Genomic DNA, 14,894 nt, shown 5'->3' with positions numbered 1-14,894 from the left:
TCAGGGCCGGGAGGAACGCTTCGAGAGGAAGCGTTCGAGGACGATTGCGTTGCGCTGGTCCGGGAGGAGGAGCCAGGCCGCGACGTAGAACACGAACGCCGGCCCGGGGAGCAGGCTCAGGAGCAGGTAGGCGATCCGGACATAGGCCACATCAACGTTCAGTTTGGCGGCAATCCCGCCGCAGACGCCGCCAACCCAGCGCTGCGGACCGCGTTTCAGGCCGAGGCCCCGGATGGTGTCGAAGAATTTATCCATGGGTCAAGACTTCCCTGTAGTCGACTTATTGTCACGCCTGCGTGCCGAGACCAGGCCGCCCACGACCAGGGCGGCCCCGGCCCCGATCATCAGGCCGATCAGCACATAGGTGCCGTTCAGGGCCATGAGGCCGAGCCCGGAAATGATGATCAGCGCGGCCAGTGCCACCACTGTCAGTCCCCAGACCACTGTGCCCACCCGGGCGGGGGACGCGGCTTCCGGGTCCTGCCCGGCGTCGGCCGGCCGCGAGTCGTCATAGATGCTCATGTCAGTTGCCTTCCTTGATGGTCACGTTGCTGACGGTGCCGGAGATCTCCAGGACCAGCCGGGCGCCCGGCTTCGAGGCGTTGTAGTCGCTTTGCTGCTTCGTGATGCCGCCGCGGTCCTGGTTGCCGTCGTGGAGGTTGCCCATGGTCATGTCCGCCTGGACGTGCACCGGGACAGTGGTGGGGATGACGACGGTGAGGTTGCTGGCCGTCGCGTCGATCGGAACTACGACGTCGGAGCCCAGGGGCGGATTCAGCGCCAACTTGGTAAGGTCCGCGGTTCCTGCGCCCCCGGTGATCTCGAAGCCGCCTTGGGCCTGTTCAATGCTCGCGGGCGTCCAATCGGCGTTCTGGAACCGGAACCGGTCCCCGTGCGGGACCACGCTGAAGATCGCGCCGATCAGCAGGGCCACGACCGCGAAGAAGCCCAGGATCCCGGAGGTCCGGCCCCGCAGCCCTGCGACGAGGATCCCGAGACCCAGGATGGCCGCGCCGAAGGCCCAGACCAGCGCATTGCCGGCATCGCCGAGATCGATCACGTTGGCGGCGTCGAGGGCCTTGATGCCGCCGCCCACCAGGAGGGCGGAGCCGACGGTGATGGCGACCGCCGGAGTGCCCGGGCCAAGGTTGCGCGCGGCCGGAGGGGGCGGTGTGGCGCCGGACCCCGGGCCATAGCCGCCCGGGGGAACGGGGCCGGACAGGATGGGGCCGGACGCAATGGGTCCCGACGGCGGAGGCGGACCCCAGTCCGGGCCGGCGCCGGTGGCTTGAGAGCTGCCAGGCGGGTGGCCATATGCCTGGCCGCCGCCCTGCGGGAAGCTGCCTGCGGATTGCGGCCCGGCGTCGGTGCGGGGGTTGACCGCAAAAGCCGCGCCGCCGGCCGGGCTGCCGGAGTCGTAACGCGATGACATGGGAGTGGCTCCGTTCCGAATCTTGTTGCGTTGGGTCAGGTAGTAGACGAGGTAGATGGCGCCGCCCACCCAGAAGACGGTCCAGACGAAGGCGCCGAAGCCGAAGCGGTCCCAGCCCCAGACCCCGGTGCCCAGGCTGGGGAAACCGATGACCGAGGTGATGAGGGCACCGGTCATGCCGGCCGTCCACCGGCCTGCGGCGGCCTCCTGGACGTGAATGCGGCCGTCAGGCTCAGGCAGCAACGCCCAGGCCAGGCCGTAGGCGAGCACGCCAACTCCGGCGAAGACGGTCAGGACGATCAGGACACCGCGGATAATCAGCGGGTCGACGCCGAGCCGGTGGGCTATGCCACTGGCCACGCCTCCGATCCAGCGGTCGCGTCCGCGGTAGATGCCCTGGCTGCGGATCCAGTCGAAGAAATTCTGGGTTTGCCGGCCGGGCAACGGTCCATTCGGGTCCCCGGGCGGGTAAAGCGGCGGTGGCTCCGGCGGCGCGCCGCCCGGCCCGGCGAAGGCCGGAGCGGGCTGGCCCCTGCCTGGAAGCTCTGGGTCCGGGAGTTCCGTGGCGGGACGTTCCAGGTTTGGACGTTCCAGGTTTGGAAGTTCCGGTTCTGGAAGTTCCGGTTCTGGAAGTTCCGGGTGGGATCGATCCGTGGCCGGCCGGTCTGCGGAGGCCGTGCCTTCATCGGGGTGCGGAGTGTGCGGGTTCATACTTCGATCCTTCCCGTTCCCGGGGCCGGGCTCTACTGGGGAACACCCTGAACGGTCCCTGAGTGGCCCCCGGGTTGGGCCCTCAAACGCGTCCGGGGAACCCCGATCCATGCTTGGATTGATGCATGACAACCGCGCCCGCCCGCCCGCCGCTGGTCCGCAGCAGCGATCGCGTGATTGCCGGCGTGTGCGCGGGCCTCGCCAACCACCTGGGCTGGCCGGTGCGGATGGTCAGGATCGGCATGGCGGTGGCTGCGCTCGCTGGCGGGGCCGGTGTGGCCTTCTACGCCTGGCTCTGGATCATGGTCCCCACGGCGGATGAAAGCGCCCGGCGCAACGCCCGCCGCCCTGCGTCGCCCATCGCTCCGGCAGTGAGCTTCCCGGAGACCCCCGACGTCGCAAAGAGGCCCGATGCGCCCGACGCGCCGGGAGCCCCTGACCCCCGTGGCACGCCCGCAACATGGCCGACGGGGCCCTGGCGGACCAAATTCTCCGGCATGCCCTTCGGCAAGGAGATCCTGCTGGGCGCGGGCCTGCTGCTGGCCGCCGGGATTCTGATCGCACGGCTCCTGGGTGTCGACGTGCCGCTGGGCACCCTGATCCCGGTCGCGGCCATCCTGGGCGGAGCCGCGATCGCCTGGATGCAACTGGACGAGACCCGCCGGGCAGGGCTCGTGGACAAGACCAAGGCGGACCAGGCCGGCGGCTGGGCCCGCCTCGCGGCCGGGCTCGCCCTCGTCGTGGCCGGAGTGCTGGTTATGGTTTCCGGCTCGGGGTCCTGGGAGCAGACCTGGCTCGCCCTCCTGGCCTCGGTGGCCGTGCTGGGCGGCGTGGCCCTGGTGCTGCTGCCATGGGGGCTGAAGTTCTGGCGCGACCTGGAAACCGAGCGCGCGGGCCGGGTCCGCGCCACCGAGCGTGCCGAAATCGCGGCCCACCTCCATGACTCCGTGCTGCAGACCCTCGCCCTGATCCAGCGCCGAGCCGGCAACGAGCACGATGTCATCAGGCTGGCCCGCGCGCAGGAGCGCGAACTGCGGGGCTGGCTGTACCGGGACGCCGACAGGGAATCCGGCCAGCTGTCCGACAGCATCAAGGCCGCCGCCGCAGAGGTTGAAGACGCCCTGGGACACGCGGTCGAGGTGGTCAGTGTGGGCGACTGCGTCATGACCCAACGCCACGAGGCCCTCGTCCAGGCATCCCGCGAGGCCATGCTGAACGCCGCCCGGCACGGCGGCGGCGCCGTGTCCGTGTACCTGGAAGTCACCGACGCCGCCGCGGAAGTTTTCGTCAAGGACCGGGGCCCGGGCTTCGATACGGATTCCGTTCCCCCGGACCGGCTCGGCGTCCGGGAATCGATCATCGGCCGGATGAACCGCCACGGCGGCACCGCCGCCATCATCAGCAGCCCGGACGGTACCGAGGTGCGGCTCCGGCTGCCCGTCACCGCCGCCGCACCTGCCGCTGCCAACAACGCCAACGGAGAGGCCAAACCGTGACCAGCCCAGCATCAGGAAACCCTGCGCCAGGAAGCCCTACACCGGGAAATCCTGCACCGGTCCGGGTGGTGATCGTGGACGACCACGCCATCTTCCGCTCCGGGTTGAAGGCGGACCTGGACCCGGACATCGTCGTCGCGGGGGAGGCCGGAACCGTGGAGGAGGCAATCGCCGTCATCGCAGTCCAGCGCCCCGACGTCGTGCTGCTTGACGTCCACCTTCCGGGCGGCCGGGGTGGCGGCGGACGCGAGGTCCTGGCCGGCTCGGCGCCGCTGCTGGGCGCCACGCGGTTCCTGGCCCTGAGCGTCTCCGACGCGGCGGAAGATGTGGTGTCCGTGATCCGGGCCGGCGCACGCGGCTATGTCACCAAGACAATTTCCGGCGCGGAGATCAGCGGCGCCGTCCGCCGCGTGGCCGCCGGCGACGCCGTCTTCTCACCCCGGCTCGCGGGCTTCGTCCTGGACGCGTTCGGCACGGCCCCCGCGGACATCGCCGACGACGAGCTGGACAAGCTCTCGGCACGGGAGCTCGAAGTGATGCGCCTTATCGCCCGCGGCTACAGCTACAAGGAGGTGGCCAAGGAACTGTTCATCTCGATCAAGACCGTTGAAACCCACGTCTCGGCCGTGCTGCGCAAGCTTCAGCTCTCCAGCCGCCACGAGCTGACCCGCTGGGCCGCCGAGCGCCGCCTGCTTTAACCCAAGGATGCGCTATCACTTAGGGTCCTTATGCCGCGGCGATAAGGACCCTACGTGATAGCGCATCGGGGGTCTGGGGGTGGGCTACTTGGCCTTGCCGAGGAAGTCCTGCAGGCGGCCGACGCCCGTGGCCAGGTCGTCGTCGCCGAGTGCATAGGACAGGCGCAGGTAGCCGGACGGGCCGAACGCCTCGCCGGGAACCACGGCCACTTCGACCTCGTCCAGGATCAGCGCCGCGAGTTCGGCAGAGGTGGCCGGCCGCACCGGACCGTTCGCGGACGGGAACTCCTTCCCCAGCAGCGCCCGGACGTCCGCGTACACGTAGAAGGCGCCCTTCGGCGTCGGGCAGTCAACGCCGTCAATTGCGTTCAGGCCGGCGACGATCGCCTTGCGGCGGCGGTCAAAGGCCACCTTCATCTCATCGACGGCGGTCAGCGGCCCGGACACTGCCGCGAGGGCGGCGACCTGGGGAATGTTGGAGACGTTCGACGTCGCGTGCGACTGCAGGTTGGTGGCGGCCTTGATGACGTCCGCGGGCCCGATCATCCAGCCCACACGCCAGCCGGTCATGGCATAGGTCTTGGCGACGCCGTTGAGGATGACCACCTTGTCGCCCAGCTCGGGAACTGCGGTGGCGATCGAGGTGAACGGCACACCGTCGTAGGTCAGGTGCTCGTAGATCTCGTCAGTGACAACCCAGAGGCCCTTGGACGCTGCCCACTGGCCGATCTCCCTGACCTGCTCCGGCGAGTACACGGCGCCGGTGGGGTTGGAAGGGGAAACGAAGAGCAGGATCTTGGTGCGCTCGGTCAGGGCCGCTTCCAGCTGGTCCACGGTGACCAGGTAGCCCTGCTCCGGGCCCGCGAAGACCTCCACCGGCTCGCCGCCGGCCAGCCGGATGGCCTCCGGGTAGGTGGTCCAGAACGGGGTGGGAACAATGACCTCGTCGCCCGGATCCAGCAGGGTGGCGAAGGTGTTGTAGACGGCCTGCTTGCCGCCGTTGGTCACCAGCACCTGGGACGCCGCCGCCTGGTACCCGGAATCCCGGAAGGTCTTGTCCGCGATGGCCTGCTTCAGCTCGGGAAGCCCGCCGGCGGGGGAGTAACGGTGGTATTTCGGCTGGCTGGCGGCCTCGATGGCGGCCTGCACAATATAGCCGGGGGTCGGGAAATCGGGTTCCCCGGCACCGAAGCCGATGACCGGCCGGCCGGCTGCCTTCAGCGCCTTCGCCTTGGCATCGACGGCCAGAGTGGCGGATTCGGCTATGGCGGAAATGCGCTGGGAAATGCGGGCAGCAGACATGGGCGGGTCCGTTCTTCGCTGGCAGCTGGAAGGCTGGATATGGGATTCGACGAAATCTACTCTATGCTGTTCAGCGGATCCCCCGGGGTGCCTGAACCCGAATGTGACTGGCGGCTGTCAGTTGGTTTTCGCAGGCACGCAGGGGTCCGGAAGAGGGCCGGTTCGACGTAGGCGCAGTTGTTGCGTAGACTGGTTCTCCGGTGTTGAAAACACGATGATGGCCTGCGCCTCAGGGAAGCCTGTGGGACGCGTCGGCCGGAGCGAATTTTCTCCCCGAAGGGTAGTGGCGCAATTGGTAGCGCAGCGGTCTCCAAAACCGCAGGTTGCAGGTTCGAGTCCTGTCTGCCCTGCGCATGCTGTTCCGGATCATCCGGAACCAGCGCAGCAACCATGGTTCAGTTCAGAGCCGGGTATCCGATCATTGCGAGGATGAGTGAGGACCAGGTGACCGAAACAGCTGCCAGCAGCTCCAAAGGCCGCCCCGCCAAGAATGCCGCCAAGCCCGGCTTCTTCGCTCGTATCGCGATCTTCATCCGCCAGGTCATTGGCGAGCTGAAGAAGGTCGTCGCACCGACCCGCAAAGAACTGATCAACTACACACTCGTGGTACTGGTGTTCGTGACCATCATGATGGTGATCGTCACCTTGCTGGACCTGGCCTTTGGGACCGCGGTCAGCTGGGTCTTCGGCGGCAGCGCCCCCACGGACAGCTAAGGCGACCGGTCCGCAGACTGCGTGGATTCCCCGGGAAACCGGAGATTCCGCGGGGTGTGCGGAATTGAGTCATTTAAATAGGCATGTTAGGCAATGAGGAAGCAGGAGACCAAGTGTCTGAGCAGGAGCTCGAGGTAACTGAGACTGAGCTGGATAAGAGCCAGGACGCCGCGGTGGAAGCCGCGGAAGAATCCGAGGCTGTGCCTGCTGCGCCCGAATCCGACGTCACTGACGAGGCCGTAGCCACGGAAGAAGCGGCAGACGACGCAGAAGCAGGCGACGCTGACGACACCGACGCTGATGAGACTGACGCTGACGACGCCGACGTGCTGGCAGCGGCGGCCGCCAAGGCCGAGGTCGACCCCGCCGACGAGTTCAAGGCCAAGCTGCGCCGCCAGGAGGGTGACTGGTACGTCATCCACTCCTACGCAGGCTACGAGAACCGCGTCAAGGCCAACCTTGAGACCCGCATCCAGACCCTGGACATGGAAGATTACATCTTCGAAATCCAGGTTCCGATGGAGGAAGTCGTTGAGATCAAGAACGCTCAGCGCAAGGTCATCAACCGCGTCCGCATCCCCGGCTACGTCCTGGTCCGCATGGACCTGACGGACGCTTCCTGGGGCGCCGTCCGCCACACCCCCGGTGTCACCGGCTTCGTGGGCAACGCCCACAACCCGGTCCCGCTGCGCCTCGATGAGGTCTTCTCCATGCTCGCGCCGGTCTTCGAAGAAGAGCAGGCCGAGAAGGGCAAGCCGGTCAAGCACGCCGCCGCCCAGGTCGACGTCGACTTCGAGGTTGGCGAGTCGGTCATCGTCAAGGAAGGCCCGTTCGAGACCCTCCCCGCCACGATCTCCGAGATCAAGATCGATTCCCAGACCCTCGTGGTGCTGGTGTCCATCTTCGAACGCGAGACTCCGGTCACCTTGGCGTTCAACCAGGTCAGCAAGATCTAGCTGAACCGTAAGATCCAGCTGGACTACAAGAATTCGCCCCGGACTGCCCGCTTAGCAGCCACGGGGCGGCCGGCCGCCTCGCCATGGCGGCCACCAACCTGAGGCACGCTCCTGTGCCCCAGGACGTATTTGAGAGAAGGACCTACATTGGCTCCCAAGAAGAAGGTCACCGGCCTCATCAAGCTGCAGATCCAGGCAGGTGCCGCTAACCCGGCCCCGCCGATCGGTCCTGCGCTTGGCCAGCACGGTGTCAACATCATGGAATTCTGCAAGGCGTACAACGCTGCGACGGAAGCCCAGCGCGGCAACGTTATCCCCGTGGAGATCACGGTCTACGAAGACCGTTCCTTCACGTTCATCACCAAGACCCCGCCGGCTGCAGAGCTCATCAAGAAGGCTGCAGGCGTCGCCAAGGGTTCGGCTACCCCGCACACCGTCAAGGTTGCCAAGCTGACCCAGGCCCAGGTCAACGAGATCGCCACCACCAAGATGGAAGACCTCAACGCCACCAGCCTCGAAGGCGCAGCGAAGATCATCGCCGGCACCGCCCGCTCCATGGGTATCACCGTCGAGGGTTAATTCCCCACCGCTGATGCGCCGGGATCGGGAAACCGGTCACGACGCCGTCAGCACCGCCGGCCAGCCGGCACCACCTAAACAATGAAAAGCGGAATTCCGGAACGGATACACCAGCCGGAATGCCGCCTGTGGCAGGGCCCAGCGCGGTCCGCAGACCACAACTGCACAAGGAGAAATAAGCAGCATGGCAAAGCGCAGCAAAGCATATGAGGCAGCCGCGGCCAAGATCGACGCGGAGAAGTTCTACGCGCCGTTCGAGGCAGTGACGCTCGCCAAGGACACCAACCCGTCCAAGTTCGACGCCACCGTTGAGGTCGCTTTCCGCCTCGGCGTTGACCCGCGTAAGGCCGACCAGATGGTCCGCGGCACCGTCAACCTGCCGCACGGCACCGGTAAGGTCGCCCGCGTCCTCGTCTTCGCAACGGGCGACAAGGCTGAGGCTGCAATCGCAGCCGGCGCCGACTTCGTTGGTTCCGATGACCTGATCGAAAAGATCGCCGGCGGCTGGACCGACTTCGACGCCGCCGTCGCCACCCCTGACCTCATGGGCAAGGTTGGCCGCCTCGGTAAGGTCCTGGGTCCGCGTAACCTGATGCCGAACCCGAAGACCGGCACCGTGACCGCTGACGTCGCCAAGGCCGTCAACGACATCAAGGGCGGCAAGATCGACTTCCGCGTCGACAAGCACTCGAACCTGCACTTCATCATCGGCAAGGTTTCGTTCGACGCCATCAAGCTGGCCGAGAACTACGCAGCCGCACTGGAAGAGGTTCTTCGCCTCAAGCCGTCCGCTTCCAAGGGCCGCTACATCCAGAAGGCCACCGTGGCCACCACGTTCGGCCCGGGCATCTCGGTTGACCCCAACGTCACCAAGGTCCTGACCGAGGTCTAGTCCTCACTGGATCCACGGATCCTCGGAACCGCCAGCAACGCTGGCGTCGCCGGTTCCAGCGAAAGGCCGTCCCGCAACTGCGGGGCGGCCTTTCGCCGTCCTGCGCCGGGGACCCTTGGAGCCGCCGGACTTGCCGGTTAGGCTGTCCCGGTGACTACGCCGTCGTACCTCATCGAGGAACTCTCCCTGCCCGCCAGCCTTGATCCCGCTGACCCCGATGCCGCTGATACGGCGGAGTTCCTCGAATTCATGGACCTCTGCGATGAGCTCATCCTGCAGACCTGGGGCAACCTGGACCGGGCATCGTCCGCGGCGGCCCGCCTGCAGTACTGGCGGGACACTGCGTACACCCGGCTGCGGCTCTTCTTCGTCCGCGTCGACGGGCGCATGGCGGCCAACTCCTGGGTCCGCTGCGAACTGCAGGAGAACCTGGGCAGTGCGCTGCTGCACGTGGGCGTCCTGGATGCTTTCGCCGGGCGGGGATCGGCCGGGCACTGCTGGAGCACGCCGAGGCGCTGGCCACCGCCGACGGGCGGACAATCCTGCAGACCTTCACGGAGCACCCGGCCGATTTCGACGTTGATGGCCCCACCCTCATCAAACCCGCCACGGGGACCGGGGCGCTGCCCGCCGGCGCGCCGGGAGTCCGTTTCGCCGGAAAAGCCGGCTACCGCCTGGAACAGGTCGAACGGTTTAGTGCGCTCGACGTCCCGCCCGCTGCGGACCTCGATGCCCTGGAACGGGACGCCCTGGCCCGCGCGGCGGACTACGAACTGCTGCACTGGACCGATTCCTGCCCGGAGGAACATGCCGCCCAGCTCGCGGTGCTGATGTCCCGGATGAGCACCGACGCCCCCTCCGGAGCGCTGAGCTACGAACCGGAAATCTGGGACGTCGCCCGGGTCCGCCACGTCGAGGACACCTGGCGGCGGGCCGGCCAGTCCTCCCTCGTGGTGGCGGCACGGCACCGGTCCAGCGGTGAACTGGCCGCCTATACCGTCCTGCAGACGACAGCCGACAAGCCATGGCTGGCCAACCAGGACGACACCCTGGTCGCGGTGGGCCACCGCGGCCACCGGCTTGGCATCCTCATCAAGATCCGCAACTTGCGCCTGCTGCGGGAGGCGTACCCCGCAGTCCGGCGCGTCCTGACCTATAACGCGGCCGAAAACGATCACATGCTCGGCATCAACATCGCGCTGGGTTTCAAGCCGGCGGGCTACGACGGCGAGTGGCAGCGGACCGCTGCCGCCGCGGGCGCAGCCGCCGGCAATGCGATCCGGAACTGACCGGGTGCCGAATGGGGCAGAAACTGCCGGGCACCGACTGGAGCGGAAACTGCCGGGCGTCACCAATGGAACAGCGGCCCAAACCGGCATATGCTGGCGGTTGAAAGCCCGGCTTGAGCCGGGCAGTACCGAGGGTGGGTGGCACAACGGCTGGGAAGATGCCCTCTATGGCAAACGATGTACGGATTGAGCAGCTGTGGATCCCCGATTCCCTTGACGCGCCCGATGCCGCCGACTTTCTCGCCGCCATCGAGGTGGGGCGCAGGGTCCGGATGCAGACCTGGGGCACCGACGACCTCGCCTACGCGCCGCAGGAAAAGCTTCTTGAGATGGCGGACCCCTACGAACGCCAGGTGATCCTCGTCGCCAAGATCGACGGCGTGATTGTCGGGACGGCGGACATCGCCCTGCCGCTCGTGGACAACCTCGATCTCGCCGAATTTACGCTCGACATCCTGCCCGAATTCCGGCGCCAGGGCGTCGGGAGGCAGCTGCTGGAGGCCGCCGAACATTTCGCCCGGGACGAGGGCCGCCACACGATCCTGATCGACACCAACCACCCGGGATCAACCCTGACGGACCCTGAGGCCGAACAGCTCGTGCCCGGCAGCGGTGTCGGGTTCGTCCCGTTGGGCAGCCGTGACGTGGAATTTGCCCGCCACACCGGCTACACCCTGCAGCACATCGAACAGTTCAGCTCCTGCGCGTTGCCGCTGGACACCAAACTCGTCGCCGACCTTGAGGCCGAGGCCGAGGAAGCCAATGCCGGCCGCTACCGTCTGCACCACTGGACGGACCGGTGTCCTGACCAGTGGCTCGAGGCCGTCGCCGCCCTGGAAAACCAGGCAGGCGAGGACGAAGTGCCGGGGCCGGATGCCCAGGAAATGGTGTTCGACGGCGGCATCCTCCGGGAAGCGGAGGAAGTCACGATTGCCCAGGGCCGCCGGACGGTGGTCACCGCCGTCGAGCACATCGCCAGCGGGACCCTCGTGGGCCTGACCACCATCAGTGTCCTGGCACTGCGCCCTGACGTCGTCTTCCAGGACGACACCGTGGTGCTGCAGGAACACCGCGGCAACAAGCTCGGGCTGCTGATCAAGGTCGCCAACATGGAGCGGCTCAGCGAACAGTTTCCGGACGCCCGTGTCCTGTACACGTGGAACGCTCCGGAGAACCGCTACCTCCTGAAGGTCAACCAGCAGCTCGGCTTCACGACGGCGGGCGTGACGGGTCTCTGGCAAAAAGAACTCCCCAACTTCGGACCGGCCGTCAGCTGAGGCCGCGGGCCGAAGTTCACCGTGAGTCCACCGTGACCCCACCGCAACCCCACCGAGACCCCTGTCCGCCGGACCCGATTTGGAACACACGCGCCGAGTCCCGTAAGCTTGGAGGACCAAAGACCGTCGGTTGTTGGAAATCCACTCTCCCAAGCAAGACTCACTTCTGCAGTCGCGCCGGGAGAGCGCAGTGGATTTCCGGACGAAGGACCCTGAACATAGGGCGGCCGGCGCAGGTGAACGAAGCAAAGCTCCGCGGTCATGGACCGCGTCGAGACAAGCCCCGTGCATCTGCGCGGGGCGTTTTTTAGTTTTAGCTCTTTTGAGCGGGGACCCGGACATACCGGCACTATCCCCGGAAGGAGGGTTATGGCAACGCCTAGCAAGGTTTCAGCAGTAGCTGAGATCACTAACGATTTCAAGGAATCGAACGCCGCTGTCCTGACCGAATACCGCGGGCTCACCGTTGCACAGCTCAAGCAGCTGCGTGTCTCTCTCGGCCAGGAAACCAAGTTCTCGGTCGTCAAGAACACCCTGACCGCCATTGCAGCCAAGGAAGCTGGCGTCGAAGCATTCGACGGTCAGCTCGCCGGCCCCACTGCAATCGCGTTCATCAAGGGTGACGCAGTTGCCGCTGCCAAGAGCCTGACGGATTTTGCCAAAGCCAACAAGCAGCTGGTTATCAAGACCGGTTACTTCGAGGGCAAGGCACTGAACGCCAGCGAAGTTGCTGCCCTGGCAGCACTCGAGTCCCGTGAGCTGCAGCTCGCCAAGGTTGCAGGGATCCTCAAGGCTCCTGCTGCCGCCGCTGTACGCATCATCGACGCACTGCGCCTCAAGCTTGAAGAAGAGAACGGTGCCCCGGCAGCAGCCGAAGCACCCGCCGCTGAAGAAGCCCCCGCAGCAGATGCAGCAGCCGAGGCCGAAGCACCGGCCGAAGCCGCAGCCCCCGAAGAGAACTAGTCCTCTTCTCCATAAGACTCCGGTGCGACAGCGAGCCTCAGGCCCGCCGGGCACCACTATAGGAAGGACGCCACACCATGGCGAAGCTCACCAACGAAGAGCTCATTGAAGCTTTCAAGGAACTGACCATCATCGAGCTCTCCGAGTTCGTCAAGCTCTTCGAAGAGACCTTCGAAGTTACTGCTGCTGCTGTTGCCGTTGCCGGCCCCGCCGCTGCTGCAGAAGAAGCTGAAGAGAAGACTGACTTCGACGTCATCCTCGAAGCTGCTGGCGACAAGAAGATCGCAGTGATCAAGGAAGTTCGCGCCATCACCTCCCTGGGCCTCAAGGAAGCCAAGGACCTGGTTGACAGCGCTCCCAAGGCTGTTCTCGAAGGCGCCACCAAGGAAGCTGCCGAGAAGGCAAAGGCTCAGCTCGAAGAAGCTGGCGCCCGCGTTACCCTCAAGTAACTCTCGCCGTCCGGATCAATCGCGGTCCGCACTGCTCGAAGGAAACCCCGTCCACTCAGTGGGCGGGGTTTCCTGCGTTCTGCGGCCGGACAGCGAAGTGGCCGCTCCGGAAACAGCCGCCGGTGAACTGTAACCAAGGATTCGGCAAAGTTTTTCTGATACCCCTGTCGCACTTGACGGCGCGACCCTAGACTTTGGATTTGTGCCCACCGGCCCCCAACGTCCAGGAGTTCACCCACAATGACGGACCCAAACACTTCCCCTTCCCGCCGCGCCATGCTCGCGGCAGCCCTCGTGGGCGGCGGAGCAGCCGCCGCTGCGCTGGCCGGAGCCCCGGCGGCACAGGCCGCCCCCGGCCAGGCAAGCACAAAGAAGCCGTTCACCCTGACGGTGCTCGGCACCACGGACCTGCACAACAACGTCTTCAACTGGGACTACTTCAAGAACGCGCCCTATGCCGATGCCGCCGGGAACAAGATCGGAATCGCCCAGGCCGCGACGCTGATCAACGCCATGCGGGCCGAACGCGGCGCGGCCAACACGCTGACCATCGACGCCGGGGACACCATCCAGGGCACGCCCCTGGCCTACTACTTCGCCAAGATCAACCCCGCCTCGGCAACCGTGAAACACCCCATGGCGTTGGCCATGAACGCGGTCGGCTACGACGCCGTGGGGCTGGGCAACCACGAGTTCAACTACGGCATTGGACTCCTGCGCGCCTGGGAGCGGCAACTGGACTTCCCCCTGCTGGGCGCCAACGTCCACGACGCCGTGTCGGGCGGGCGCGCCTTCACCCCCTACGTCCTGAAGCGGATCAAGACCGGCAGCGGCTGGCTGACGGTCGGGCTGGTCGGCTTTGTGACGCCGGGCTGCGCGCTCTGGGACCGCGACAACGTCCAGGGCAAGCTCGACTTCAACGGCATCGTCGAAGAGGCCCGGACTGTCATCCCGCAAGTCAAGGCGGCCGGGGCCGACGTCGTGATCGTCACGAGCCATTCGGGGGCAACCCCCGGATCCTCCTATGGCGACGCCTTGCCCTTCCCCGAGAACGCATCCACCCAGCTTGCCGAGGAAGTCCCGGGCATCGACGCCATCCTGGTCGGGCACGCCCACCTGGAGATCCCCGAGCGCTTCGTCACGAACAAGGAGACGGGCAGGCAAGTGCTACTGACCGAGCCGCTCAAGTGGGGCATGCGCGTCTCCGTCATGGACCTCGAGCTCGCCAGGGACAAGGGGCGGTGGACCGTCACCGCGGCGCATTCGCACCTACTGGACGCCAAGACCGCCGACGCCGATCCCGCCGTCGTCCGGGCCGTCGAGGCAGGGCACGACGCCACGGTGAGCTACGTCAACGAGGTTATCGGGACCTCGACGGCGCCGCTGAGCACGGCCACCGCCTGCTGGGAGGACTCCGCCGCGATTGACGCCATCAATTACGTCCAGGCCAGCACCATCAAGGCCGAGCTCGCCAACGGTCCGGCGGCGGGGCTGCCCGTCCTGTCCATTGCGGCGGCCTTCTCCCGTGCCGTCGACGTCAAAGCCGGACCGCTGACCATCCGCGATGTCGCGGGGCTGTACATCTTCGACAACACGCTGCTCGCCATCAAGGTCACCGGAGCGCAGGTCAAGGCCTACCTGGAGTGGTCCGCGCAGTACTTCAAGCCGGTGGCGGCCACCACGGCCAGGGCCCAGGACGTCACCAACGCCGTGACGGCCGTGGCCCCGAACGGCACGCCCGACTATAACTACGACGTCGTTTACGGACTCGACGCGCCGCTGAACTACGAGATCGACCTTGCCCGGCCGGTGGGGGACCGGATCGCCAACCTCAGCTACGGCGGCCAGGCGTTGCGGACCGGGCAGGAATTCGCCCTGGCCATCAACAACTACCGGCAGAGCGGCGGCGGCAACTTCCCGGCCGTGAAGAGCGCGCCGGTACTCTCGAACAGCCAGCAGGAGATCCGGCAGCGCATCATCGACTACGTAGTGGACCGCGGCACCCTGGACGTCGCCGTGTTCAACCAGGCCAACTGGCGGCTCACCGTCAACGGGGCGCCGCTGACAGTCACCGCCTGACCCTCCTCCAAAACAACGCGGGGTCACTTAGCGCCCATCCCGACCGTCCGGATGGGC

The 14,894-nt window shown here is 66.5% G+C and carries 16 protein-coding genes and 1 tRNA gene; 13 read left to right on the top strand and 4 right to left on the bottom strand.

Going from position 1 to position 14,894, the window contains the following annotated elements; all coding sequences use genetic code 11:
• The 3 genes from AC1DXI_RS08095 to AC1DXI_RS08085 are packed head-to-tail and all read right to left on the bottom strand — an operon-like array spanning position 1 to position 2,143.
• Positions 1–255, bottom strand: coding sequence for a PspC domain-containing protein (locus AC1DXI_RS08095; RefSeq protein ID WP_476938148.1), 255 nt, complete (start codon positions 253–255; stop codon positions 1–3).
• A 3-nt stretch (positions 256–258) separates the two neighbouring features.
• Positions 259–522 (bottom strand): hypothetical protein, encoded by a 264-nt coding sequence (locus AC1DXI_RS08090; protein ID WP_476938147.1) that lies wholly within the window; start codon positions 520–522, stop codon positions 259–261.
• Between the two features lies 1 nt (position 523).
• On the bottom strand, positions 524–2,143 hold the full coding sequence (locus tag AC1DXI_RS08085) for a PspC domain-containing protein (protein WP_476938146.1): 1,620 nt from the start codon (positions 2,141–2,143) through the stop codon (positions 524–526).
• A gap of 125 nt (positions 2,144–2,268) precedes the next feature.
• Between AC1DXI_RS08085 and AC1DXI_RS08080 the strand changes: the two genes are divergently transcribed.
• Positions 2,269–3,639: an ATP-binding protein gene (locus AC1DXI_RS08080; RefSeq protein WP_476938145.1), complete on the top strand. Its 1,371-nt coding sequence runs from the start codon at positions 2,269–2,271 to the stop codon at positions 3,637–3,639.
• 65 nt (positions 3,640–3,704) lie between these two features.
• Complete coding sequence (locus AC1DXI_RS08075) at positions 3,705–4,337, top strand: LuxR C-terminal-related transcriptional regulator (protein WP_476938330.1); 633 nt, start codon at positions 3,705–3,707, stop codon at positions 4,335–4,337.
• Between the two features lie 84 nt (positions 4,338–4,421).
• On the opposite strand, the gene AC1DXI_RS08070 is transcribed toward AC1DXI_RS08075, so the two are convergent.
• A complete protein-coding gene (locus tag AC1DXI_RS08070; protein ID WP_476938144.1) occupies positions 4,422–5,639 on the bottom strand; it encodes a pyridoxal phosphate-dependent aminotransferase in 1,218 nt (405 codons plus the stop codon).
• Positions 5,640–5,916: 277 nt separating this feature from the next.
• Between AC1DXI_RS08070 and AC1DXI_RS08065 the strand changes: the two genes are divergently transcribed.
• The 11 genes from AC1DXI_RS08065 to AC1DXI_RS08015 all read left to right on the top strand — a co-directional run bounded on the left by AC1DXI_RS08065 (position 5,917) and on the right by AC1DXI_RS08015 (position 14,837).
• Positions 5,917–5,989: transfer RNA gene (locus AC1DXI_RS08065), tRNA-Trp, on the top strand.
• A gap of 79 nt (positions 5,990–6,068) precedes the next feature.
• On the top strand, positions 6,069–6,353 hold the full coding sequence (secE, locus tag AC1DXI_RS08060) for a preprotein translocase subunit SecE (protein ID WP_026266472.1): 285 nt from the start codon (positions 6,069–6,071) through the stop codon (positions 6,351–6,353).
• Positions 6,354–6,466: 113 nt separating this feature from the next.
• Positions 6,467–7,309: a transcription termination/antitermination protein NusG gene (gene nusG / locus AC1DXI_RS08055; protein WP_476938143.1), complete on the top strand. Its 843-nt coding sequence runs from the start codon at positions 6,467–6,469 to the stop codon at positions 7,307–7,309.
• A 147-nt stretch (positions 7,310–7,456) separates the two neighbouring features.
• Entirely contained in the window at positions 7,457–7,888 is a 432-nt protein-coding gene (rplK, locus tag AC1DXI_RS08050) for a 50S ribosomal protein L11 (RefSeq protein ID WP_018773647.1), read from the top strand.
• Positions 7,889–8,072: 184 nt separating this feature from the next.
• Positions 8,073–8,780 carry a 50S ribosomal protein L1 gene (gene rplA / locus AC1DXI_RS08045; RefSeq protein WP_018773648.1) on the top strand — a complete coding sequence of 236 codons (708 nt, stop codon included), beginning with the start codon at positions 8,073–8,075 and terminating at the stop codon, positions 8,778–8,780.
• Between the two features lie 150 nt (positions 8,781–8,930).
• The gene (locus AC1DXI_RS08040) at positions 8,931–9,611 is read left to right on the top strand and encodes a hypothetical protein (protein WP_476938142.1); all 681 of its coding nucleotides are present in this window, start codon (positions 8,931–8,933) and stop codon (positions 9,609–9,611) included.
• Between the two features lie 8 nt (positions 9,612–9,619).
• The gene (locus tag AC1DXI_RS08035; RefSeq protein WP_476938141.1) at positions 9,620–10,069 is read left to right on the top strand and encodes a hypothetical protein; all 450 of its coding nucleotides are present in this window, start codon (positions 9,620–9,622) and stop codon (positions 10,067–10,069) included.
• Positions 10,070–10,236: 167 nt separating this feature from the next.
• Positions 10,237–11,346: a GNAT family N-acetyltransferase gene (locus AC1DXI_RS08030; RefSeq protein WP_018773650.1), complete on the top strand. Its 1,110-nt coding sequence runs from the start codon at positions 10,237–10,239 to the stop codon at positions 11,344–11,346.
• 369 nt (positions 11,347–11,715) lie between these two features.
• Positions 11,716–12,309, top strand: a complete 594-nt coding sequence (gene rplJ / locus AC1DXI_RS08025; RefSeq protein ID WP_028276542.1) for a 50S ribosomal protein L10 — start codon at positions 11,716–11,718, stop codon at positions 12,307–12,309.
• 77 nt (positions 12,310–12,386) lie between these two features.
• Complete coding sequence (gene rplL, locus AC1DXI_RS08020) at positions 12,387–12,758, top strand: 50S ribosomal protein L7/L12 (protein ID WP_028276543.1); 372 nt, start codon at positions 12,387–12,389, stop codon at positions 12,756–12,758.
• A gap of 240 nt (positions 12,759–12,998) precedes the next feature.
• Complete coding sequence (locus AC1DXI_RS08015) at positions 12,999–14,837, top strand: bifunctional metallophosphatase/5'-nucleotidase (protein WP_476938140.1); 1,839 nt, start codon at positions 12,999–13,001, stop codon at positions 14,835–14,837.
• The last annotated feature ends 57 nt before the right edge of the window (positions 14,838–14,894 follow it).

The sequence above is a fragment of the Arthrobacter sp. P1_H7 genome (assembly GCF_056405215.1).
The sequence above is the reverse complement of the archived record's forward strand: the minus strand, read 5'-3'. Positions and strand labels throughout refer to the sequence as shown.